Raw genomic sequence first — 22,369 nt, 5'->3', positions numbered from 1 at the left:
GTCGGTCCGTACTGCGGCCCGATCTGTGCTGCGGCGGAACCTGCGGCGGTCCCAAGGCCAGCGCCGCCGGGGTTAGAGGCTCCGCAGGAACGCCAGCCCGTCCTCGGCCAGCCGGTCCTGGCTCGGTGCCAGCGGCCGCCAGATCGATGCGGCCGTGGCGATGGCGGCGTTGTCCGCGGTGAAGCTTTCGATGTTCAGCGGGCCGGCATAGCCCACGTCGTCCAGTGCCGTGACCAGCGCCGGCCAGTCGGTCTGGTCGCCACCCGGAGCTCCGCGGTCATTGCCGCAGACCTGCAGGTGGACCAAATGTTCCCCGGCGGCGCGGATGGCCGCGGAACTGGAACGTTCTTCGATGTTCAGGTGGTAGCTGTCCAGCGCCAGCCCCACGCCGTGCCCGAGCAGCGGTTCCAGCGCCTCGAGCGCCTGCTCCACGGTGTTGATCAGCGAGGTCTCGTACCGGTTAAGCGGCTCAATCCCCAGCACGACGCCGGCCGCTTCGGCTCGGGCGGCCAGCGGCGCCAGATTCACGCGCAGCTGGCGGTACGCCTCGGCCCGGTCCTCGGCGTCCATCCGCCAGACCCGGCCGGTGCTCGAGTAAAACGGGCCGCACACGGCCGGGGCGCCGAGGTCGCGCGCCAGGTCGATGCAGGCCGCCAGATAGTCCTGGGTAGCCTGCACCGACCCGGCGTCGGCCAGGACCAATTCGCGGCCCGGTGCCATGGCGCCCACCAGATAGGGTTCCAGGCCGGTGGCCGCGAGGGCGTCCCGGGCGGTGCCGGCGGTGAAGTCGCCGGGATTCTCCAGCGGCATTTCCACCGCGTCGAACCCCATCCCGGCGATCTTCGCCAGCAGCTGCGGCAGCACGGCGTCGGTCAGCGGGGACTGCCACACCCAGGTGTTGATCCCGATCGGCCGGTCCATTCGTGTACCTCCCTCACTTCCGCTGGTGCCGTGTGCCATCCGCCCGAACAGAGGTCCGGGCGTGAACAACGTGTCCGCCCGGCCCCCCACCGGACGGACACGCCTGCCTTACGGAATCTGGCGCTTCTGCCAGACCTCTGGGTAGCCCGGCAGGTCCTCGCCGCCGAACTTCGCGTAGTGGCCGTCCGGCATGCCCTCATTGCGCTTCAGCCAGTCGTCCAGTTCTTCGGCCGGGATCGGCTTTTGCGGCAGTACCCACTCGGCCGGAACCTCCTCGCCGGCGAAGATCTTCTGCACCGCCAGCAGCGGGGTGCGCCACTGGAAGTTGGAGTACACCGGAGCGATCGCGTCGATGCCGGTGTCCTTCCACTTGCGCAGGAAGCTCAGCTCGTCCTCGCCGGTCATCACCGGCAGGTCCTTGCCCGCGTCCTCGAACGCCTCGATCGCCGCCACCGCGCCGTCGCCGGCGTCCATCCAGATGCCCTGCACGTCGCCCTTGGCGAGTTCGTCGGAAATGATCTTCTTGATCTCGGTCGGATCCGCCCCGGTGAAGTAGTCAGTGGCCTCGATGCCCTTTTCTTCGAAGATCTTCTCCGCCGCGGCCCAGCGCTGTTCCAGCACGTCCACGCCGGGCAGGATGCGCAGCGCCACCACCTTGTCCCCGGACTGGAGCTTGCTGGTGAGGAAGTTCGCGCTGTCGATGCCCCAGGCGAATCCACCGATCGGGTGGATGAACGTGGTGGCGCAGTCGGTCTCCACACCGCGGTCGAATACGACCACGGGTTTACCCGTCTCGCAGGCCCGCTCGACCGCAGGCGTCAGCGCCGCCGTCGCATTCGGCGAGATGACAAACGCGTCGCAGTTGCCTTCACTGATGAAGTAGTCAATATCGGCAATCTGCGTATTCGAGTCGTCCTGCGCGTCGCGGGTCTCCATCTCGGAGATCACGCCTTCGTCCTGCAGCACCTTGAGCTGCTCGTTCATCGTGATCCAGCCGGTCTGCCGCCAAGGGTTGGAGATGGACGCGTTGGCGAAGCAGACCTTCTTGGCACCCTCGGCCGCGAAGTTCGCTGTGTCGGTCATGTCGCCGTCGATGTACTGCAGCCACGGCTGGTCCGGATCGCCCTGGAAATCGGCTGTGCGCTGTTCGAATTGTTCGTCATAGAGCGCCTGGCTGAACCACTCCTGAGCGGCCTCGGTGGTCTCCGCCGGAGCTGACGCGGCGGGGCTGCCGGTATCCTCCGTCACCGATGGATCGGTGGTGCACGCAGTCATGGCCAGTAGCGATGCGGTCGCTGTGAGCGCGACCGCGGTACTTAGACGTTTCCTCGTCATGTCAGTTCCCTCCCTTGTCGGTGCCCTCAGCGGGCTCTGGTGCCGCAGTGATGCGTTGTTGTTCGGAATGCGCGGCCGCAGAGCCCCCGCGGCGTTTGCGTTGCCAGGACTGCGCGGCGGCAGCCACGGCGACGATGATGATGACGCCCTGCACGGTGTTCCGCCAGGTGGACGCCACGCCCATGAAGTTCAGCAGCGTGAACAGCGCTTCCAGGGCGAAGGCGCCGGCTGCGGCCGAGAGCACCCAGCCTCGTCCGCCCCCCAGCACCACCCCTCCCAGTACGACGGCGGTGATCGCCGTGAACTCATAGCCGCGCCCCACCGACGGATGGACTCCGGCGTACCCGACCAGCAGGATTCCCGAGACGGTGGCTGCGAGGGAGGAGAGCATGAAGGCGCGGGTCCGCACCCACCAGACCCGCGCGCCCGTCAGCGCGGCGGCGACGTCGTTGTCTCCGACGGCCAGCAGTGTGCGGCCGTAGGGACGGCGCATCAGCCAGAAGGCGAGCACGGCCACCGCGGCCAGGATGATCACCGGGTAGGGGATGATCCCGAGTACCGGCACATCTTCGATGCCACCGCGGCCGATCTGCCGGAAGCTGTCCGCCGGGTTGCCCTGGGCGGCGCCGCCGGTCCAAAAGAGGACCAGACCCAGCAGGGCCAGCATCATGCCCAGCGTGACGATGAAACTGGGCACCCTCAGCAACGTGGTGACCAAGCCGTTGATCAGGCCGATCACCGCGCCGAGGACGAACATCAGCACCAGCACCGGGATGACCTTGGAGTCGTCGTCGCCGATCAGGTTGCCCGCCACGATTACTTGCATGGTGACGACCGACCCCATGGACAGGTCGAATTCGCCGGAAACGATCACGAAGTACTGCCCGATCGCTGCAATTGCAATCGGGGCGGTGCGTCCGACGAAGCGGATGAAAGATTCGGGCTCACCGAACGACGGGTTCTGGATGACGATGGCAACCAGCAGGGCGACCAGCAGTACGAAGACGCCGCCGCCGGGCGTCCGCAGGCCGCGGAGGAATCGTTCGCCGCGGCTGGCCCGGTTCTGCTGCAGGACGGCGCGGCCGGCTGCGGGGTCCAGGATGGTGCTCATGGCTGTATCTCCTGCTGGTGCCCGCCGTGCCCGAAGCGCGGGGGCCGGGTGACGATGGTGCGGCGGGCGTAGACGGCCACGGCGACCACGATTACCACGCCACGGACCACGTCCTTCATGAAGGGGTTGATCTGCAGCACGGACATGATGTTGTCCAGCATCGCGAAGATCAACACGCCGCCAAGTGTGCCGACGACCGAACCCTTGCCGCCGGCCAGCAGGGTTCCGCCCAGCACCACGGCGGCGATCGAAAGCAGGTCGTAGCCGCCTTGCGTGCCGACCGTTGGGCTGCCGACGCCCAGTCGGCTGGCCAGCAAGAGGCCCGCCATGCCAGCGAGAACGGAGCAGATAACGTGGGCGGTGATCACGGCGCCTGGCACGCGGACGCCGGACATCCGGGCCACATCCCGGTTGCCGCCCACCGCATAAATGTGGTGGCCGATCCGGGTGCGGTGCAGCATCAGCAGCACCAGCGCGGCGCAGGCCAGCATTATCAGTGTGGAGATCGGCACCGGCCCTAGCCCGGTGGCGCCGATCAGCCGGAACGAGAGCGGAGCCTGGCCGAAACTGCCCTTGTAATTGGTGGCCAGGTAGCCGCTGATAATCAGGCCCATGCCCAGCGTGGCAATGAAGCCGTGCACCTTGAGGCCGGCAACTATCAGGCCGTTAATCAGGCCGATCACAGCCGAGATCCCCAGAGCCAGGGCCACGGCGGCCGGCACGTTCCCGCTCTGGTTGGCCATGACGCCGGCACCGATCAGGCTGGCCAAGCTGGTCACATACGATACGGAAAGATCGAGGCTGCCGACCAGAATCACCAGGGTCTGGCCGATGGCGACGAAGCCCAGCACGCTGGTGCCGGTCAGGATGGCGGAGATGTTGCCCGGGCTGAAGAAGCTGCGGCCGGTGGTGGCCACCAGGATGCTGCCGGCGATCAGCACCAGCAGCGCCACCAGATAGACGATCTGGGTTGAGCTCAGCCTGGCGAAAAAAGCGCCGGCCTGTGCTGCTGGCTTGGCCCGCGTTGCAGAGCTGGTCGTCGTCATGCCGTTCCTCCGGTCGTGCTGCCATCTTCCGGAACGCGAGGCCAACCCTTGGGCTGGCCGCCGCTCGGGTGCCCATCGCCGTCGGGCTGGCCGCCGCCCGGGTGGGCCCCGCCGTCGGGCTGGGGGTCTGTGAGGTGGCCGCCCTCGGGCGTCCACCCGGGAACCCTGGCGCCGGTGGCGAGGCGCAGGATTTCTTCTTCGGTGGCACCGGCGGGGAGTTCCCCGGCGAGTTGGCCGTCGCGCATCACCAGGATCCGGTCGGACATGCCGATCACCTCCGGCAGTTCGCTGGAAACCATCAGCACGCCCTTGCCTTCGGCTGCAAGCTGGCGCATCAGCCGGTACACCGCCACCTTGGCGCCGACGTCGATGCCCCGGGTTGGTTCGTCCAGCAGCACTACGCGCGGTGAGACTGCCAGCCACTTGGCCAGCACGATCTTCTGCTGGTTGCCGCCGGAGAGGTACTGCACCTCCTGGTCCAGGTCCCGGGCGACCACCTCCAAGATGCTGAACGAACCGGCGACTTCGCGGCGCACGGTGGAGGTGCGGCCGGGGAATACGGCGCGGACCACGCCCAGCGCGTTGTCCAGCAGCGACTGGTTCAGGCTCAGGCCCTGCGCCTTGCGGTCCTCGGTGATCAGCGCGATGCCGTGCCGCACCGCTTGGCGCGGCGAGTGGGGACGGGCCGGCCGGCCGTCCAGCTGCATGGTGCCGCGGTTGAACGGTGCGGCGCCGAAGACCGCGTGCAGCAATTCAGTGCGGCCGGACCCTTGGAGTCCGGCGACTCCGACGATCTCGCCGGGCATCAGTTTCAGCCCGATGCCGTCCAGCTGGTCGTTGCCGGCGCCGTCCAGTTCCAGCAACGGGGTGGGGGCTGTGGCTTCGCCGGGAGTGGCCGCCGGGCCTTCGGCCGTCTGGCTCTCCGCCGCAGGCTCGGCCGGCAGCTTGTCCGGGAAGTAGGCGGAGATGGGCCGGCCCACCATCATCCGCACCAGTGACGCGTCGTCGAGTTCGGCGGCGGGTTTGGTATCCACGATCCGCCCGTCCTTGAGCACGGTAATGGTCTCGCAGAGGTCGAAGATTTCGCGCAGCCGGTGCGAGACGTAGAGGATTCCGGTGCCGCGTTCGGCCAGCCGTTGCACGATGCCGTACAACAGGTCGACTTCCGGGCCGGACAAGGCGGCGGTCGGCTCGTCCATGGAGATGATCCGGGCGTCGTAGCTGACCGCTTTGGCTATCTCCACAATCTGTTGCTCGGCCACCGACAGCGACCGAGCCAGTGAGGTGGGACGGATGAACCCGATGCCGAGGGAATCCAGCAGGTCCGCGGTGGCGGCGTTCATCTTCGCCCGGCTGACCAGCAGGCCTTTGCGGGGTTCGCGGCCCAGATAGATGTTCTCGGCCACCGTGCGGTCCGGCAGCAGGTTGAATTCCTGGAACACCGTGGAGAGGCCGGCTTCGTGTGCCTGGGTGGGGTGGCTGAACTGCACGCTCTGGCCGCGCAGCAGCACCGTTCCGGAATCGCGCTGGTAAACCCCTGCCAAGATCTTCATCAAGGTGGACTTGCCGGCGCCGTTTTCCCCCACGACGCCGTGCACCTCGCCCGGGTGCAGCGTCAGCGACGCATCCTGCAGCACCGGGTTCCCAAAGAAACTCTTCGTCAGCCCGCGCACTTCAAGCACAGGCTGATCCCGTTCCGGGCCGATTCCGGCCGCATGGTTGCTGACAATGCGCTCCACGCACCCTACTGTGGCACGCGTCACATACTTTTGTCGATAGTCCAACATAAGTTGTTGAGAGGTCTTTCTTAGTCTGCATAGAGACAAACGGAAGTGGTGCATGCTCTACTGAAAGTGTGTTGAAGTCCGACGTCGCCCCGCAGCGCCTGGCCGCGCAGCCGGCCGCAGGAGCCAGCGAGGTGTTCCAGCTGCTCCGTGATGGCCAGCCACGTACCCGCGCCGAACTGGCGCAGCTGACCGGCCTGGCCCGGTCCACGGTGACCGCCCGCGTGGACGCGCTGATGCGCGTGGGGCTGATCGCGCCCGTCGGCGGAGCGACGTCGACTGGCGGTAGGCCGCCGTCGTTGTTTGCACTCAATCCGGCCGCGCGGCTGGTGGTCGGAGCGGACCTCGGTGCCACGCACGCGCTGGTGGTCGTGGCTGACCTCTCCGGTGCGGTGCTGGCCGAAGAGCGCGCCGAACTGAGCATCGCCAGCGGCCCGGACAGCGTGCTGGGTTGGCTCTGCGACGCGGTGGCGCGGCTGCTGCAGGAAGCCGGCCGGAGCGCGGCGGACCTGGGCGCGATTGGCATCGGGCTGCCCGGGCCGGTCGAACATGACACGGGCCGGCCGATCAATCCGCCGATCATGCCCGGCTGGGACCGCGTGGACGTTCCCGGACTGGTGCAGCAACACTTCAAGGTGCCGGTGCTGGTGGACAACGACGTCAACATCATGGCGCTGGGCGAGCAGGCGATGGCCTGGCCGGAGACCGCCGACCTGATGCTGATCAAGGTGGCCACCGGGATTGGCGCCGGCATCATTTCTTCCGGCCAACTCCAGCGCGGCGCGCAGGGTACCGCCGGGGACCTGGGCCATGTGCGGGTGCCGCGCGGTGACGGCGTGGCCTGCCGCTGCGGGAACACCGGCTGTTTGGAGGCGCTGGCGGGCGGGCCGGCGCTGGCTGCAGCACTGTCGGCCGACGGGAAGAAGGCCAACAGCAGCCAGGACGTGATTGACCTGGTGCGCTCGGGCGACCTGCAGGCGATCCAGGCCGTGCGCCAGGCAGGCCGGGACATCGGCGACGTGCTGGCCACCTGCGTGAACCTGGTCAATCCGTCCGTGATCGTGGTCGGCGGCCGGCTGGCACAGGCCGGCGAGCACCTGCTGGCCGGCATTCGAGAAGTGGTCTACCGGCGCTCGCTGCCGCTGGCCACCGAGCACCTGCGGATTGCCCCGTCGGTGGCCGGGCAGCGCGCGGGCGTGCTGGGAGCCGTGTCGCTGGCGATCGGGCATGTGCTTTCGCCCGAGGCGATCGAGGCCGCGGCGTCAGCGTAACTGCTTCACTCCCGAGCGGTCTGAAGTTATCGTTTCGCAACCTGCTTGAGCTCCCACGTCTGCTATTCCGGGGCTAGCGTGAGACAAACGCTCATCCACTGACGGCAGGGGAGTCATGCGCACATTGGTCAAGGTGGCGGCCGGTGCCGTTGTAGTGCTGGCGCTGGCCGGCTGCGGCGGGCCGAAGGCAGGCGTCTCAGCCTTGGCGGAAACGTCCACTGCGGGCGACGAACTTCCAGTGCAAGTAGACCTTCCGCCGGAAGCGGACCCTGACAGCGCCCGCTTGTTGGTCGAGCGGGACGATTTCGCCTTCTACGTGACGCGTGCGACCCCGAACGGGTTCTGCGTCGCAATCGTCAACCGGCAGATCAACTCAGAGTGGGTGGCGGGCTGCTCCACCGAAGTGCCCCGTCAATTCATGCCGGGCGACCTGGGCCAGATTGAGGTCAGCGGTGCCGGCGGCGTCAGCGCCAGGCTGGCAGTCGACGGCTACGACGCGAGCAAGGACCTGGCCGACGGCTGGGAGCAGCTGCACCCGAACCTGCTGGTCCGCGGACTCTAGCCCAGCTGCTCGCTCAGGTAGCTCTCTAGCTGGTCGGCCAACTCTTTGGGGTGGCTGAGCGCAACGCAGTGGCAACCGGGGATTTCGTCCGGGACAATGCCCAGCCGCTCGGGCACGAGCCGGCGGAACAAATCGGCGGGGAAGAAGTGGTCGTCCTTGCACAGGATGAACTTCGTCGGCACATCCGGGTGGGCCTCCAGCGGCCAAGGCTCGGCCTGGGATGCTTCCGACTGGCCGCGCTCATAACTCAATGCCTCCTCGGCCAGCTCGCGCGGGACGCCGTTGTAGAAGCTGATGAACGGATCCGGGTTTCCGGTCAGCCCGCCGTCGGTGGCGGCCTGCTCCTTGGCTGCTTCGCCGTATCCGGTATTGCTCCACCAGTCCGCGGGCCGCTCACCGGGGGCCGGGACCATCGCCGCAAGGTAGACCAGCAGCTTGACCGGCAGCCGGGCGGCGATCAGCGGCGCGGTGAAGCCGCCAAACGACTGGCCGACAACCACCAGGTCCCGCCGGTCGCCGATCTCCCGGACTACGGCGTCTGCCGTCTCGTCCAGTCCCTTGGTTTCGTCCTCGCTGGGCAAATCGGGGGCGAGGACGTCATGCCCTCGGGCCCGCAGTTGGGCCTCCACCAAATGCCAATACCAACCGACGTCCCCGGCCCCGTGAATCAACACAAAGGTGGCCATTGTGTGCAAACCTCCCCTAGCTCGCGTGGCCCCGATTATGACAGGCGGGGGCCCCAATGGTCACTGGTACGGGTACGCAGGGTGTCCGGAAGCAACGAAACTCTGCGCCGGGCATCCCGGCGTCACCGATTCGCCAATGCCGCAGGAACAACCCCATAGACTGGGGATCATGACCCAGACTTTTGCGGCCGATCCAGCGGCCGACCGCGCCCGCCTGCTCGAACTGATCAAGGAACTGGCCGTGGTGCGCGGCAAAGTCACGCTGTCCAGCGGTGCCGAGGCCGATTACTACATCGACCTGCGCCGGGTCACCCTGCACCACGAAGCCTCCCGCTTGGTCGGCAGGGTCATGCTGGCCATGCTGGATGAGGCTGGCATCGAGTTCCAGTCGGCCGGCGGCCTGACGATGGGTGCCGACCCGGTGGGCACCGCGCTGATGCACGCCGCGGCAGACGCCGGCCGCGCAGTGGACGCTTTCGTGGTGCGCAAGGCGCAGAAGTCCTACGGAATGGGCCGCCAAGTTGAGGGACCCGACGTGAAGGATCGCTCCGTCGTCGTACTGGAAGACACCTCCACTACCGGCGGCTCCGCCCTGACCGCGGTGGAAGGCGTGCGCAACGCCGGCGGGCAGATCAAGGCGGTGGCCGTCATCGTGGACCGCGACACCGGCGCCAAGGAACGCATCGAGGCTGAAGCAGGCGTGCCGTATCTGTTCGCCTTCGGCAAGGACGAGCTGGGCCTGGACTAGCCGCGGCAGGTAAGCCCACCAAACTCATGGATGTACGCAGGAACAAGGCCGCCCGCCAGCTGCGCCTGGCCAGCGACCTGCACCGGGTCTCGCGGCGGTCGTTCCTGATCGGCGCGGCGTTCGGCCTCGGGACCGCCGCGGACCTGGCGGCCACCCGCGCCATCCAGGGTATGCGCAACGAAGCGCAGATCCTCACGCTGGCGGACGAGGGCGCGGACCGGCGCTTCCCGCGCTCCAGTTGGGTAGTGTTCCCGGGGTACAAGACCAGCTGGGAGGAGGGGCTGTGGATCCTGAACTCGCTGCGCACCGGCTTTGCGGAGCGCGGCCGGCTGGCGGTGGCGGGCTACTCGAACCGCGGACTGGATCTGGCCGAGCTGACCGAGGTGCTGCAAAAACACATCCAGGACAACAACCTGCAGAAGCTCTACTTCTACGGGCACAGCTTCGGCGGCATGGTGGCGGTGGAGGTGACCGCCCGGCTGCGGGCCAAGGGCTTCCCGGTGGAGCTGATCCTTATGGACTCGTCCCCGTACAGCCGCTTCGACGTGCTGGACAAGACCATGTTCGAAGGCGTGGTGTTCCTGTACGAGGCCGGCTACCGGGTCCCGAGTTATCTGCGCGGGGGATATGAGCTGGGTGAGCGGATTGTGCACAAGAACGAACGCAGCTGGCGGCAGATCGTGGAGCAGACCATGGAGCAGTTGTCCCCGCTGGCCGTCTCCAGCACGCTGATCCAGTCGCAGTCCTCGTACATCTATCACTTCGACGCGCACCGCTTCAGCCACAGCATCGGCGAGACTAAGATGGCGTGGATGGGGAATCCGGGCGATCAGACGATCAACTACACCACCGCCCGGCGCAGCTGGCTGGTGAACTACGAGGCGAACTTCCTGACCAACAACCTGGTGACCGAAGGCGCCCGGCCGGCCCACGCCAGTCCGCAGTGGAACTCGGCGATCTACGTGCCGATCATCCAGCAGGTGGAGGACGAGTTCTTCCCGCTGCCGGTGGCTGGCATGAAGGCGCAGTTCTTCTAGCCTGTCGGCTGTCGCCCAGGTTCGGGCCGCCGCCTATACGAGCTGAATCAGGTCTGCCACCGAGTCGACCGTTTGGTTGGGCCGGAAGGGGAAGCGGGCCACGTCGTCGGGCTGGGTGATGCCGGTGTAGACCAGCACCGTGTGCAGCCCGGCCTCCATGCCGGCGACGATGTCCGTGTCCATCCGGTCGCCGATCATCGCCGTGGTCTCGGAGTGGGCATCGATCTGGTTCATGGCCGAGCGGAACATCATCGGATTGGGTTTGCCCACGATGTACGGCTGACGGTTGGTGGCCTTGCTGATCAGCGCCGCGATCGCTCCGGTCGCCGGCAGCACACCCTCGGTGGACGGGCCGGTTGCATCCGGGTTGGTGGCAATGAAGCGCGAGCCGGCCAGGATCAGCCGGATGGCCTTGGTGATCGCCTCGAAGGAGTACGTGCGCGTTTCGCCCAGCACCACGTACTGCGGGTCCCGGTCGGTCAGGATGAAGCCGGCCTCGTGCAGAGCCGTGGTCAGTCCGGCCTCGCCGATCACGTACGCGCGGCCGTGCCCCTCCGACGCGGGCGTCTGGTTGCGCAGGAACTGGGCGGTGGCCAGCGCCGACGTCCAGATGTTCTCTTCGGGCACCTCCAGCCCGGCCTGATGCAGCCGTGCGGCCATATCCCGCGGCGTGTAAATGGAGTTGTTGGTCAGCACCAGGAACCGCTTGGAGGTGTCTACCCAGCGCTGAATCAGCTCGGCCGCACCGGGGATGGCGGTGCTCTCGTGGACCAGCACGCCGTCCATGTCGGTGAGCCAGCATTCGATGTCGGCCGGCGTGCGGGTCTTCTGCAGGTGCATGGTTCCCTTTCTGCGGTGCGTTCGGCCCCAGTCTGTCACCTAGGCTTGTGGGGTGGAAGAAAACGCAGTCCAAACCCAGGCGGACCGTATGGAAGCCGCCCCCGACGAAGCCAGCCCCGACGCTGCCGGAACCGGCGTCCCGGAGGCAAGCATCGGCGTCGGGCCTTGGGAAGGGACCTTGCCGGAGGGCGACCACTGGGACCCGCAACTGCTGGCCGACGGCGACCGCCGCAACGTGACGGACCAGTACCGCTACTGGAAGCACGACGCGATCGTCGCGGACCTGGACTCCCGCCGGCACAATTTCCACGTGGCCATCGAGAACTGGCAGCACGACCTGAACATCGGCTCCGTGGTGCGCTGCGCCAATGCCTTCCTGGCCAAGGAAGTGCACATCATCGGACGACGGCGGTGGAACCGGCGCGGGGCGATGGTCACCGACCGCTACCAACACGTCCGGCACCACCCCACGGTGGAGGACTTCGTGGCCTGGGCGCAGGGCGAGGGGCTGCGGATCATCGGGATTGATAATTTCCCCGACTCGGTGCCGCTGGAGACCTACGACCTGCCGGAAAACGCCGTGCTGGTGTTCGGGCAGGAAGGGCCCGGGCTGACGCCGGAGGTCCACGCGGCCGCCGACGCCACGTTGTCGATCGCTCAGTTTGGCTCCACCCGCTCGATCAACGCCTCCGCCGCCGCGGCCATCGCCATGCACGCGTGGATCCGTCGCCACGTGTTTGCACAGCCAGTGGGGGCGGCCGGTCCGTAGGCATGGACGCGGACGCGGGGGCGGGTGCGCGGGGCTAAGGGCAGATCCCGAAATTAGCCGTAAGCCCCCGCGTCAGCTGTCCAGATTCAGCAGGAATTGTCCATGTCTTGGCTGTCCACAGGCCTCTGACCTGCGGCGATGCAAACGGCCCCGCCAAAACGTGGACACCGGGAGCTTGGCCGGGGGCCGAGAGAGCCGTTGGGCGCGCGGGCGCCGCGGTCAGCCGAGTAGGTCCAGCAGCGCTCCCGCGCCGACTGCCCGGGCGCCGAGGCCCTCCACCCGTTCGCGCAGGCCGCGGTCCGACGTCACCACGGTCACCGGCGCCTCGGGGTCGGCGCCGAACGCCTTCTCCACCTGGGCCACGATCGCGTCGTCGCCCGATCCCGCCGCGTGCACCACCTCCAGTTGCACACCGCGGCGGTGCGCCGCGGAGGTCTGGCCTGCACCGCCGTCGTCGCTCGGGGAGGCCGGATGCGAGGTGGCGCCATCCGGGGAAGGGGGCGCCCCGCCGTCGTACTCGTGGCGACCTTCCGCGGCGGCATCCTTCGCGGCGCCTTCCAGCACGACGACGGTGCGCGGCCACACGGTGCCGGCGGGCACCGCCAGCAGGTCGGCCGGAAACCCCGGTTCCAGCGCGGCGCGCAGCGAGGCCAGCAGGCGGCGGGCGGCACCGGCGCGGTCCTTCCACCAGCCGTCAGGCCGGGAGCCCACCACGTTCGCGGCGTCGATGACCAGCAGCGCCGGGTGTTCCAGCAAGGTGCGCAGCCGCGGCCAGGCCTCGCCGAAGTGCGGATGCAGCGGCAGATTGTCCACCTCATCTAGCGGCACCCAGGCCAGGGCAAGGCTCTCGGCGTCGGTAATGGCCGGTTCGAACGGCCGCACGGTCCTGGCGGCTGCGGTGGTGTAGGACCAAAAGCCCAGGTCCAGTACCGAGGTGAACAGCGGCGCCAGTGCGTCGACCGGGACGTCGGCCTCCTCGTTCGCCTCGCGCAGTGCGGCGTCGACTGCCAGTTCATCTTGATGGCGAGCGCCGCCCGGGATTCCCCAAGTGCCGCCGAAGTGGCTCCACTGGGCCCGGTGCTGGAGCAGGATGCCGCGCTCGCGGTCCACCGCCAGCAGCCCGGCCGAGCCGAACCGGCCCCACATCCGGGTGCCGTCCGGTCCTTCCACCCAAGCGTCGCCGGGATCGCGCGGACCGTGGAACGGCGGCGGGAATTCAGTCATGGTTCCAGCTTGCCACGGCAGGCCACGCCGCGGGGTAGTGCCTTGCGGCGGTGCCACGGGACACCGGCTCCTCCGGGCGCCCGCGGCCGGCGACGGCAAGTGAAAAGCGAGGCCGCGGATGTAACCCGGCTTCACACACGCCTGATCGGATCCGGTTGGTGGCGGCCGCCCCGGGGTCTCTCGAAACTGCGGGGCGGACGGACGCGAAGCTGCTCCCCGGGCGCGACTCGATAGGATGGGCCCAGAGGCAACGCCTTCGAATCCGTATCGCTAGCCAAGGAGTCAGCATGCCCGTTGCAACCCCTGAGATCTATGCCGACATGATTGACCGCGCCAAAGCGGGCGGCTTCGCCTACCCGGCGATCAACGTCACCTCCTCGCAGACCCTCAATGCAGCCCTGCAGGGCTTTGCCGACGCCGGATCCGACGGCATCATCCAGGTTTCCACCGGCGGCGCCGCGTACTGGTCCGGCTCCGGCGTCAAGGACATGGTTGCCGGTTCGCTGGGCTTCGCCGCGTTCGCCCGCGAGGTGGCCAAGAAGTACCCGGTCAACGTGGCACTGCACACCGACCACTGCCCGAAGGACAAGCTGGACAGCTTTGTGCTGCCGCTGCTGGCGGAGTCCGAGGCGGCCGTGAAGCGCGGCGAAGACCCGATCTTCCAGTCGCACATGTGGGACGGCTCGGCCGAGACGCTTGAAGAGAACCTGAAGGTGGCCGAGGACCTGCTGGCCCGCACCGCCGCGGCCAAGATCATCCTGGAAGTGGAGATCGGCACCGTGGGCGGCGAGGAAGACGGCGTCGAAAACGAGATCAACGAGAAGCTCTACACCACCGTGGACGACGGACTGAAGACCATCGAGGCGCTGGGCGCCGGGGAGAAGGGCCGCTACATCACCGCCCTGACCTTCGGCAACGTGCACGGCGTGTACAAGCCCGGCGGCGTGAAGCTGCGCCCGGAGCTGCTCAAGCAGATCCAGGCCGAGGTCGGCGCGAAGATCGGCAAGGCCAACCCGTTCGACCTGGTCTTCCACGGCGGTTCCGGCTCGTCCGAGCAGGAGATCGCCGACGCCGTCTCCTACGGCGTGATCAAGATGAACGTGGACACGGACACCCAGTACGCCTTCACCCGCCCGGTGGCCGGCCACATGTTTGCTAATTACGACGGCGTACTGAAGGTTGACGGCGAGGTGGGCAACAAGAAGGCCTACGACCCGCGTGTTTGGGGTGCGGCCGCCGAGAAGTCCATGGCAGCCCGCGTGGTGGAAGCCGCCCAGCGCCTTGGCTCTGCCGGAAAGTCGGTGAAGTAAATGACCGAGCCCTTCCGCACAAACCTGTTGGGCCCGGAGCCGACCTACCTGCCGGAAGAGACCGACGTCCTGGCCCGCCTGGATGCCGGCGACGAAGCGGTGGATCTGGCCGCGAAGTTTCCGTCCTCCTCACTGGTGTGGGCGATCCTGGCCGATGAAGCGTACGCCGAGGGCCGGACCGTCGAGTCCTACGCCTACGCCCGGGTGGGATACCATCGCGGCCTGGACTCGCTGCGCCGCGCCGGGTGGCGCGGGGCGGGCCCGATTCCCTGGAAACACGAACCGAACCGCGGCTTCCTGCGCGCCCTCTACGCCCTGGGCCGGGCCGCTGGGGCCATCGGCGAGGCCGAAGAGGTGGACCGGATCGGCAAATTCCTCGCCGACTCCGACCCGAACGCCAAGGCGGCCATCGAAGGCGCCTGACGTCTAACTCGGTTGGGTTGAAAACGGGAGTTGGCCGTGAGCCAGCTCCCGTTTTCTAGCCACCGGATGCTTCTGGCTTACGGGCTGCTTCAGTGGCGGCACGCGAGGCGGCTATTCCTCGCCCCGATCCGCAGCATCAGGTGATTCCGGGCGGGTGCCGACATCGCCCGGTGGTCCCGGGCGGAAGGCCGTTCCGGACTCCGGCGCGTAGGCGTACCAGCGGCCTGCCGCGCCGGAGGCCTCGTCCTCGGCCTTCATCCGTGCCGGTTGCTCCCGGTCATCGCGCATGTCCGCGGCCCGCTGGCCGAAGGCTGCGGTTGCGGCCGGAGAACCGGGGCCCTTGCCTCTGAACCGGCGAACGCCTGCGCCGTTCTCGTAGGACCGGAACTCCACCTCGAAGTCTTCGCCTAGCTCCCGGGCAACCTGCTGTGCAAGCCGAACACCGTTTTTGGTGAACTGGGCAGCCAGTTCCGGGGTCCGCCATTCCAAGTCGACGAGGGCATCATTGTAGCCCTGTTCCCAGCGTTCGAGGCCTCGAATCAGCCGCTCGCTGAGGCCGCACTCCGCGTAGTCGACAGGCCCGCCCAACCACAGCACCGTGGCTGCATAATCCGGGAACATCCGTACAACGGGAACCTCGTCCTCGGCCCATTCCATGCGGGGAATTTACCACTGAATCGGTGTGAGGAGACCGGCGCCTGGTCGTGTCTGGGCCTTTCGCGGCGATGCGTTGTTGGGCATGATGCAGAGATGGAAGCAGACACCTGGAGCGCAGCCACCGCAGCGATCGTCGGGGCCGAAGCGTGAGCAGATCCGAGACCATCGAGCAGTATCTCAGCCGCCTCGGGTCGAACGATCCGACGCCGGGTGCCGGCGCGGTCGGGGCGATTCATGCAGCACAGGCAGCGGCGCTGATCGGGATGGTTGCCAACTTCTCCAAGCCACCGGAAGCAAGCGCCGAAGGTGGTTCGGTAGCTGCGGCCGAGCATGGCCGTTCCGGAACTACGGAAACGGACCTCGAAAGCATCCTGTCCGAGGCTGACGAGCTGATGCGGACCGCACTGCAAGAGGCGGAATCCGACGAAGAGAAGTTCCAGCGTGTGGTCGATTGCTACAAGCTTCCGTCCGGATCCGACGAGGAGCGGGCCAAGCGCAGCGCGGCGATCCGCGAGGCACTCGTCGAAGCGACGCTTCCGGCGAGGGCCCAACTGGACCTGGCCACCGCCGTCGTCCGTTTGGGTGAGGAACTGCTGGACGTCTGCAAATCCGACCTTCTCAGCGACATCGCAGTGGCGGCCGAGGCGGCCCGCGCCGCCGCGGCCACCGCGCGCATCACGGTGGAAGCCAACTTGGCGTCGATCGCGGAGGACTCCCTGCAGGAATCTCTTCGGGAACACACGCAGAAAGCGGACCGGGTGGTGCGCAGGGCGGAGGAGCTTTCTGCGCTGGTCCGGCAGCGTCTGCTCAGGTAGTCGCGGCTAAGCCTTCGTGCTGGCGATCTGAATCAGGTTGCCGCAGGTGTCGTCGAGGACGGCGGTGATGACCGGTCCCATGTCGGCGGGCTTCTGAACGAATTCCACACCCAGCGCGGTCAGGCGCTCGTACTCGGCCCGCACGTCCTCCACACCGAAGCTGTTGAACGGGATGCCGTCCGCGACTAAGGCTTCCTTGAACGGCTTCACCGCCGGATGGCCGGACGGCTCCAGGAGCAGTTCCACCCCGTCGGGGGCCTCCGGCGACACAACCGTCAGCCAGCGGTCGGCGCCAAGCGGCACGTCATTCTTGAGCTGGAAGCCCAGCTTGCTGGTATAGAACTCGAGCGCCTTCTGCTGGTCGTCGACGAAAATGCTTGTGGTGGTGACAATCATGGTTCTTCCTTAGTGGTGGTGGGCTGTGGGAAACGCGTGAGCCATTCCCGCGCGGCGGACAGCGGGGCAGGGTCCAGATGGTGCACGGTGGTGCGCCCCCGACTGCTGGCCGTCACCAAACCGGCCTCGCGCAGAATGGCCAGATGCTTGGTGACAGCCTGGCGGGATATCTCCAGATGGTGCTTGTTGATCAAGCCCACGGTCAGCTGGAACAGCGTCTGGTCGTTGTTTGCGGCCAGCTCCTCCAACAGGATCCGCCGAGTCGGATGACCGAGGGCTTCGAAAACTGCGTCCATACCTCCACAATACGCAACCCATAGGTTGCCAGTCCAGTGGCCGTCCGCGTGCTTCGCAAGCCAGAGCCGGCGAACAGTCCAGCCCACGGCCGGAAAGCCAGGCCGGCGATCGCCCGGGCCTTCCCCAGCAGCGATTGGGAAGGGATGATGCAGATATGGGTGCGAACACTGCGTTCACGGTCACCGAGCAGGTCTACGTCCCGCCGGCACGGGCGTGGGCTCTGTTGACTGACTGGGCTGCCGCGCCGGCCTGGATGCCGGGGGTGAGCGAGATGCACGCCGAAGGCCCCTTGATCGCTGGCCAAACCATCGACTTTCACGCCCAGGGGCATGATCGCAGCTGTACGGTGAGCGAACTCGACGTCGGACGCAGCATCACCATCGCCTCGTCACAGGGGGACGTGCAGGCGTACTACCGCTACGAGCTCGACGGCGACGGCGGCGCCACCCGCCTGACGCTCACGGCCGACGTGGTCATCAGCGAGGAACTGGCCGGCATGGCGGACCAGATCCGGGCGGCGATGGCCGAGGCGGACTCCGGTCAGCTGAGCGATTTCAAACGCTTCGCGGAGGCCGCGCCCTGATCCGGCGCTGCCGTCGACCCCGCCCCAAGCTCAGTAGAATCGACTGCTGGGACCGTTTGAAAGGACTGTGTTGGCCAAGCTCTACTTCCGCTACGGGGCGATGAACTCCGGCAAATCCACCGGGCTGCTCCAGGTTGCGTTTAACTATGAGGAGCGCGGGCAGCGCGTGCTGCTGGCCAAGCCGAACCTGGACACCAAAGGGGACAGCAAGATCGTCTCCCGGCTGGGCATGGCCCGGGACGTGGACTTCATGATCCCGCCCGGCGAATCGGTGCGCGAACACTTCGGCCGGGTGGCCGCCGGCGAAGATCCGGACGCCCTGCTGGAGCGGGTGGACGTCCAGCCGGTGGCATGCCTGCTGGTGGACGAGGCCCAGTTCCTGGAGCCGGAGCAGGTGGACGACCTGTTCCGCATTGCGGTGATGGACAACGTCCCGGTGCTGGCTTACGGAATCCGGACCGACTTCCGCACCCAGGCCTTTCCCGGCGCTCGCCGGCTGCTGGAAATCGCTCACACGCTGGAAGAGCTTAAGACCATCTGCCGCTGCGGCCGCAAGGCGGTGTTCAACACCCGCCGGGTGGGTGGGGAGATTGTTTTCGACGGCGAGCAGGTCGCCATCGACGGCGAGGACGTCTGGTACGAATCGCTCTGCGGGACCTGCTACTTGGAGGCCTCCGGCGGCAAGCTATAGGTCTGAGGCGGGCCCAGCCGTTCTGCCAGCCCCAGCGCGTTGAACGGCGCGTGGACCTTGGCATCGTTGTCGAAGTACAGGTAGGCGTCCCGGCCCGCGCCGTCAGGACAGCCGGAGCCGGAGAGCCAGCCGCTGACCGCCGTGGCCAGCCGGTCCAGATCCGAGTCCGGATAGCCGCCGGCATAGAGCTCGTCCTTGCCGTGCAACCTGACGTAGATGAAGTCCGCGGTAATCTCGTGCAGCATCGGCCACTTTCCGGCGCTGTCCGCGAGCACCAAGGCTGCGTTGTGCCGGCGCAGTTGGTCGTAGAACTCCTCAGCGATGAACGTGGTGCTGCGGATTTCGACGGCGTGGCGCAGCGGGCGGTCGGCGCCGTCGTCGGGAATCCAGGTCCGGTCCTTCATCAGGTCGGTGTGTTCGGCGGCCAGCGCAGCGGCCGTCTGCGTGCTCCGGGGCAGTTGGGCCAGGAACTTCTCCATCACGCCGGCGTCGTAGGTGGCTCGTTCCGGCAACTGCCACAGGAACGGGCCGAGTTTGTCGCCGAGCCCCAGCACGCCGCTGGCATAGAAGTTCGCCAGCGCCTCGTGGACGTCCTTCAGCCCCTTGAGATGCGTGATGTAGCGCCCGCCCTTGACCGAAAAGACGAAACCCGGCGGAGTTTCCTCGCGCCATCGGCGGAAGCTCGACGGCCGCTGGAGCGAGTAGAAGGTGCCGTTGATTTCCACCGAGTTCAGGTGGCCGGAGGCATACTCGAGTTCGCGGTGCTGCGGAAGGCTCTTGGGGTAGAAAGTGCCTCGCCACCGCGGATACCGCCAGCCGGAAATGCCGATCCGGGCCATCGGTTGAGAGACGGCCATGTTCGGCAGGCTACCCCGCCGCGCCGCCGCAGACCAGTGCGGACGGCCGTGGAATCTGCCGCTCCGGCGGCCGGTCGACGATCGAGTGGAGAGAAGTGGCTGGAAAAGCACAGGATTTACAGCACCTTTTCTCCACTCGATGGTGGCGGACCGACTACACGCTGCATCTGCGCAGCGGGGAGCAACGCTGAGGCGTTTCCGGGCAACAGTTTCGCGGCAACCCTCGCGGCCGGTCCCCGCTGCCCACACCCCGCCGCTCCACCCCGCGGGCACCGATTCCGGGCGGCGCAGGCCCATCCGCTAAACTTGGTGGGTAAGAGCCCCAAATACTCCGCGTGGAGTACGGGGCGTTCTCATGCGCGGCAGCGGCTCCTTCTTGTACAGACTGTCCGGGGCTTCCGCCGCATCGAATGGGGGAGGATCCCATGCCAGCAATTGTGATCGTCGGAGCTCAGTGGGGCGACGAAGGAAAAGGCAAGGCAACCGACCTGCTCGGCGGCCGCGTGGATTACGTGGTCAAGCCGAACGGCGGCAATAACGCGGGCCACACCGTCGTCGTCGGTGGGGAGAAGTACGAGCTCAAGCTGCTGCCGGCCGGCATCCTGTCCCCCAACGCCACCCCGATTATCGGCAACGGCTGCGTGGTCAACCTGGAAGCCCTCTTCGAGGAGATCGACGGACTCGAAGCCCGCGGCGCCGACACCTCGCGGCTGCGCGTCTCCGCCAACGCCCACTTGGTTGCACCGTTCCACCAGACCATGGACAAGGTGACCGAGCGCTTCCTGGGCAAGCGGGCCATCGGCACCACCGGCCGCGGCATCGGCCCCGCCTACATGGACAAGGTGGCACGGCTGGGCATCCGCGTGCAGGACGTCTTCGACGAATCGATCCTGCGCCAGAAGGTCGAGGGTTCGCTGCGGCAGAAGAACGAACTGCTGGTCAAGGTCTACAACCGCCGCGACGTCCACGTGGAGGAAGTGGTGGAGTACTTCCTGTCCTTCGCCGAGCGGCTGCGCCCCATGGTCATCGACTCCACGCTGGTGCTGAACCAGGCGCTGGACGAGGGCAAGGTAGTGCTGATGGAGGGCGGCCAGGCCACCTTCCTGGACGTGGACCACGGCACCTACCCATTCGTCACCTCCTCCAACCCGACCGCCGGCGGCGCGTCCGTGGGCTCGGGCATTGGCCCCACCCGGATCAACCGCGCCGTGGGCATCATCAAGGCCTACACCACCCGCGTGGGCGCCGGACCGTTCCCCACCGAACTGTTCGACGACATGGGCGAATACCTGCAGAAGAAGGGCGGCGAGTTCGGCGTGAACACCGGCCGGCCGCGCCGCTGCGGCTGGTACGACGCCGTGCTGGCCCGCCATGCCTCCCGGGTCAACGGATTCACCGACTACTTCGTGACGAAGCTGGACGTGCTCACCGGCATCGAGCAGATCCCGGTCTGCGTGGCTTACGACGTGGACGGAGTCCGGCATGACGAAATGCCGATGACCCAGACCGAGTTCCACCACGCCAAGCCGATCTTCGAGTACTTCGACGGCTGGACCGAGGACATCACCGGCGCCAAGACGCTGGAGGACTTGCCGACGAACGCACGCAACTACGTGCTGGCGCTGGAGAAGATGTCCGGCACCCGGTTCTCCGCCATCGGCGTCGGCCCGGACCGCGACCAGACCATCGTGATCCGGGACCTGATCTCGGAGTAAAGCACAGCAGACAACGACGGCGGGGCGCGGTCTGGCTCCGCATGCCACCTGCCGTTCGGGTGGCGCAGCGACCGCCGGATTGCAATAAAGGGCGCGGACAGCGATGTCCGCGCCCTTTGCCGTCGGGACCGCTGCTGTGCCGGACGTCCGGTTCGGGGTTTGCGGACACTGCCTCGGGCCGGAAGGGGAGCGTCCGCTCGCAGTTCCACTTGGGGGTGGTGGCGTCGGTGTATGGTCGCCGCATATGTGCGTGCCATACGGCGTGGAAAGGGTGGGCCTAGCGATGATCATCGTAGAGCGGGGAGACGTGCTGGGCGAGGAATACCGTCGCCGCATCACCGAGGTCTATGTACGTAGCTTCGCGGAGGACTTTGTCGCGTTCTCGCGCGACACCGGCAAGTTGGCCGACGCGTTCGAGCACATGCTGTTGCTCGAACGGTTCTACATCGCGTTGGTGGACGGGGAACCGGCCGGCCTCGCCTCGCTCACCGAGGGTGACCAGACGCTGTTCGCGCCGCGATTGCGGGAGATTCGGCGGCACCTCGGGTTGGTGCGCGGGTTGCTCGGCTACGTGGTGATCCGCAAATGGTTCATGGGCGCCTCCGCCACCGCCCGGCCCGGGCTCGCCGAGATCGGGTTCGTCGCCACGGAGCCGGCCTATCAGGGGCGAGGCGTTGCGACCGCGTTGTTGCATCACCTGCTGGCGCTGCCCGGGTATAGCGAGTACGTACTCGAGGACATCAAGGACACCAACGCACCCGCCCTCGGCCTCTACGCCAAACTCGGTTTCACGGTGTACAAGCGTCGGAGCGTGCGCTTCGCCCGCCGCGTCGGCTTCACCGAGCTCGTGTCGATGAAGCTCGTGCAGGACTATTCGGCGCAGCCTGCAGAGGGCGGGTTGCCAGGACTCGTCTGACGGGTCCCCTCCGGAGGACTCCGCCGGCGCGTACGGAGTGTTGCTCGTGCCCTCATCGAAGCCCACTTCCACGGACGGTGAGAACGGCGTCTTGAGAAGGTGACCTCAGTGGAGGTCAAGGCATTCGAGAGAGACGCCGTCGATGGGGGCCTAAGGAACCGAGCCGCCCGGACTCAACCCTCCCTTTGACGTCCCTGGCAGCTGGACCCGTACCGGTGTGCTTGGTCGGCCGTGGCTGGGCTTGTGCCGCGGCTGCCGTTGGGTGCGGTGACTCGTTGTTGCGGGGTTTTTGGGCCCGGCGGCCGGGTGGTCTGGGGGGTGTTTGCGCCGGTGGTGGGGGCGATTTGCGGGGATGCGGGGAGGGGTGTATTGTTT

At 67.3% G+C, this 22,369-nt stretch carries 24 protein-coding genes; 12 read left to right on the top strand and 12 right to left on the bottom strand.

Annotated features, from left to right (window positions below; genetic code table 11):
- Positions 1-72: 72 nt before the first annotated feature.
- The 5 genes from MNQ99_RS00120 to MNQ99_RS00100 all read right to left on the bottom strand — a co-directional run bounded on the left by MNQ99_RS00120 (position 73) and on the right by MNQ99_RS00100 (position 6,152).
- Positions 73-921, bottom strand: a complete 849-nt coding sequence (locus MNQ99_RS00120) for a sugar phosphate isomerase/epimerase family protein (RefSeq protein WP_241914003.1) — start codon at positions 919-921, stop codon at positions 73-75.
- A gap of 108 nt (positions 922-1,029) precedes the next feature.
- Entirely contained in the window at positions 1,030-2,256 is a 1,227-nt protein-coding gene (locus MNQ99_RS00115) for a substrate-binding domain-containing protein (RefSeq protein WP_241914002.1), read from the bottom strand.
- A gap of 1 nt (position 2,257) precedes the next feature.
- The gene (locus tag MNQ99_RS00110) at positions 2,258-3,367 is read right to left on the bottom strand and encodes an ABC transporter permease (RefSeq protein ID WP_241914001.1); all 1,110 of its coding nucleotides are present in this window, start codon (positions 3,365-3,367) and stop codon (positions 2,258-2,260) included.
- Positions 3,364-4,413 carry an ABC transporter permease gene (locus MNQ99_RS00105; protein ID WP_241914000.1) on the bottom strand — a complete coding sequence of 350 codons (1,050 nt, stop codon included), beginning with the start codon at positions 4,411-4,413 and terminating at the stop codon, positions 3,364-3,366. The genes MNQ99_RS00110 and MNQ99_RS00105 overlap by 4 nt, the downstream gene beginning before the upstream one ends.
- The gene (locus MNQ99_RS00100; RefSeq protein ID WP_241913999.1) at positions 4,410-6,152 is read right to left on the bottom strand and encodes a sugar ABC transporter ATP-binding protein; all 1,743 of its coding nucleotides are present in this window, start codon (positions 6,150-6,152) and stop codon (positions 4,410-4,412) included. Before MNQ99_RS00100 ends, MNQ99_RS00105 begins: the two co-directional genes overlap by 4 nt.
- A 116-nt stretch (positions 6,153-6,268) precedes the next feature.
- Here MNQ99_RS00100 and MNQ99_RS00095 point away from each other — a divergent pair, with 116 nt between their 5' ends.
- Positions 6,269-7,468, top strand: coding sequence for an ROK family transcriptional regulator (locus MNQ99_RS00095; protein ID WP_422387475.1), 1,200 nt, complete (start codon positions 6,269-6,271; stop codon positions 7,466-7,468).
- 115 nt (positions 7,469-7,583) lie between these two features.
- Complete coding sequence (locus MNQ99_RS00090; protein WP_241913998.1) at positions 7,584-8,030, top strand: hypothetical protein; 447 nt, start codon at positions 7,584-7,586, stop codon at positions 8,028-8,030.
- Here the strand turns inward: MNQ99_RS00090 and MNQ99_RS00085 are convergent.
- Positions 8,027-8,716 carry an alpha/beta fold hydrolase gene (locus tag MNQ99_RS00085; protein ID WP_241913997.1) on the bottom strand — a complete coding sequence of 230 codons (690 nt, stop codon included), beginning with the start codon at positions 8,714-8,716 and terminating at the stop codon, positions 8,027-8,029. The genes MNQ99_RS00090 and MNQ99_RS00085 overlap by 4 nt on opposite strands.
- A gap of 169 nt (positions 8,717-8,885) precedes the next feature.
- On the opposite strand from MNQ99_RS00085, the gene pyrE reads away from it, so the two are divergent.
- Complete coding sequence (pyrE, locus tag MNQ99_RS00080) at positions 8,886-9,464, top strand: orotate phosphoribosyltransferase (protein ID WP_241913996.1); 579 nt, start codon at positions 8,886-8,888, stop codon at positions 9,462-9,464.
- Between the two features lie 26 nt (positions 9,465-9,490).
- Positions 9,491-10,501, top strand: coding sequence for a thioesterase domain-containing protein (locus MNQ99_RS00075; RefSeq protein ID WP_241913995.1), 1,011 nt, complete (start codon positions 9,491-9,493; stop codon positions 10,499-10,501).
- A 33-nt stretch (positions 10,502-10,534) separates the two neighbouring features.
- On the opposite strand, the gene MNQ99_RS00070 is transcribed toward MNQ99_RS00075, so the two are convergent.
- Positions 10,535-11,341, bottom strand: coding sequence for an HAD-IIA family hydrolase (locus MNQ99_RS00070; RefSeq protein WP_241913994.1), 807 nt, complete (start codon positions 11,339-11,341; stop codon positions 10,535-10,537).
- Between the two features lie 88 nt (positions 11,342-11,429).
- Here MNQ99_RS00070 and MNQ99_RS00065 point away from each other — a divergent pair, with 88 nt between their 5' ends.
- Complete coding sequence (locus MNQ99_RS00065) at positions 11,430-12,110, top strand: TrmH family RNA methyltransferase (protein WP_127513243.1); 681 nt, start codon at positions 11,430-11,432, stop codon at positions 12,108-12,110.
- 219 nt (positions 12,111-12,329) lie between these two features.
- Here the strand turns inward: MNQ99_RS00065 and MNQ99_RS00060 are convergent, their stop codons facing one another.
- Complete coding sequence (locus MNQ99_RS00060; RefSeq protein WP_241913993.1) at positions 12,330-13,334, bottom strand: NUDIX domain-containing protein; 1,005 nt, start codon at positions 13,332-13,334, stop codon at positions 12,330-12,332.
- 287 nt (positions 13,335-13,621) lie between these two features.
- Here MNQ99_RS00060 and fbaA point away from each other — a divergent pair, with 287 nt between their 5' ends.
- Entirely contained in the window at positions 13,622-14,644 is a 1,023-nt protein-coding gene (fbaA, locus tag MNQ99_RS00055) for a class II fructose-bisphosphate aldolase (protein ID WP_127513047.1), read from the top strand.
- Positions 14,645-15,067 carry a DUF3151 domain-containing protein gene (locus MNQ99_RS00050; protein WP_241913992.1) on the top strand — a complete coding sequence of 141 codons (423 nt, stop codon included), beginning with the start codon at positions 14,645-14,647 and terminating at the stop codon, positions 15,065-15,067.
- A 111-nt stretch (positions 15,068-15,178) separates the two neighbouring features.
- Here MNQ99_RS00050 and MNQ99_RS00045 read toward each other — a convergent pair whose 3' ends face one another.
- Positions 15,179-15,724, bottom strand: a complete 546-nt coding sequence (locus tag MNQ99_RS00045; RefSeq protein WP_241913991.1) for a hypothetical protein — start codon at positions 15,722-15,724, stop codon at positions 15,179-15,181.
- 146 nt (positions 15,725-15,870) lie between these two features.
- Here MNQ99_RS00045 and MNQ99_RS00040 point away from each other — a divergent pair, with 146 nt between their 5' ends.
- Entirely contained in the window at positions 15,871-16,539 is a 669-nt protein-coding gene (locus MNQ99_RS00040) for a cyclodeaminase/cyclohydrolase family protein (protein WP_241913990.1), read from the top strand.
- Positions 16,540-16,545: 6 nt separating this feature from the next.
- Here the strand turns inward: MNQ99_RS00040 and MNQ99_RS00035 are convergent, their stop codons facing one another.
- A complete protein-coding gene (locus MNQ99_RS00035) occupies positions 16,546-16,935 on the bottom strand; it encodes a VOC family protein (protein ID WP_127513043.1) in 390 nt (129 codons plus the stop codon).
- Positions 16,932-17,231 (bottom strand): ArsR/SmtB family transcription factor, encoded by a 300-nt coding sequence (locus tag MNQ99_RS00030; RefSeq protein WP_241913989.1) that lies wholly within the window; start codon positions 17,229-17,231, stop codon positions 16,932-16,934. The genes MNQ99_RS00035 and MNQ99_RS00030 overlap by 4 nt, the downstream gene beginning before the upstream one ends.
- 155 nt (positions 17,232-17,386) lie before the next feature.
- Between MNQ99_RS00030 and MNQ99_RS00025 the strand changes: the two genes are divergently transcribed.
- Together MNQ99_RS00025 and MNQ99_RS00020 are read left to right on the top strand one after the other, a co-directional pair.
- Positions 17,387-17,815, top strand: coding sequence for an SRPBCC family protein (locus MNQ99_RS00025; protein ID WP_241913988.1), 429 nt, complete (start codon positions 17,387-17,389; stop codon positions 17,813-17,815).
- Between the two features lie 70 nt (positions 17,816-17,885).
- Entirely contained in the window at positions 17,886-18,506 is a 621-nt protein-coding gene (locus MNQ99_RS00020) for a thymidine kinase (protein ID WP_127513040.1), read from the top strand.
- Here MNQ99_RS00020 and MNQ99_RS00015 read toward each other — a convergent pair.
- Positions 18,476-19,363, bottom strand: coding sequence for a DUF72 domain-containing protein (locus MNQ99_RS00015; protein ID WP_241913987.1), 888 nt, complete (start codon positions 19,361-19,363; stop codon positions 18,476-18,478). The genes MNQ99_RS00020 and MNQ99_RS00015 overlap by 31 nt on opposite strands.
- Positions 19,364-19,788: 425 nt before the next feature.
- Here MNQ99_RS00015 and MNQ99_RS00010 point away from each other — a divergent pair, with 425 nt between their 5' ends.
- Together MNQ99_RS00010 and MNQ99_RS00005 are read left to right on the top strand one after the other, a co-directional pair.
- Entirely contained in the window at positions 19,789-21,078 is a 1,290-nt protein-coding gene (locus tag MNQ99_RS00010; RefSeq protein ID WP_127513039.1) for an adenylosuccinate synthase, read from the top strand.
- Between the two features lie 283 nt (positions 21,079-21,361).
- Positions 21,362-21,994, top strand: coding sequence for a GNAT family N-acetyltransferase (locus tag MNQ99_RS00005; protein ID WP_241913986.1), 633 nt, complete (start codon positions 21,362-21,364; stop codon positions 21,992-21,994).
- Positions 21,995-22,369: the final 375 nt, after the last annotated feature.

Origin of the sequence: Arthrobacter sulfonylureivorans (assembly GCF_022637435.1) — a bacterium.
Taxonomy (GTDB): domain Bacteria; phylum Actinomycetota; class Actinomycetes; order Actinomycetales; family Micrococcaceae; genus Crystallibacter; species Crystallibacter sulfonylureivorans.
This window is presented reverse-complemented; position numbering and strand designations above follow the sequence as displayed.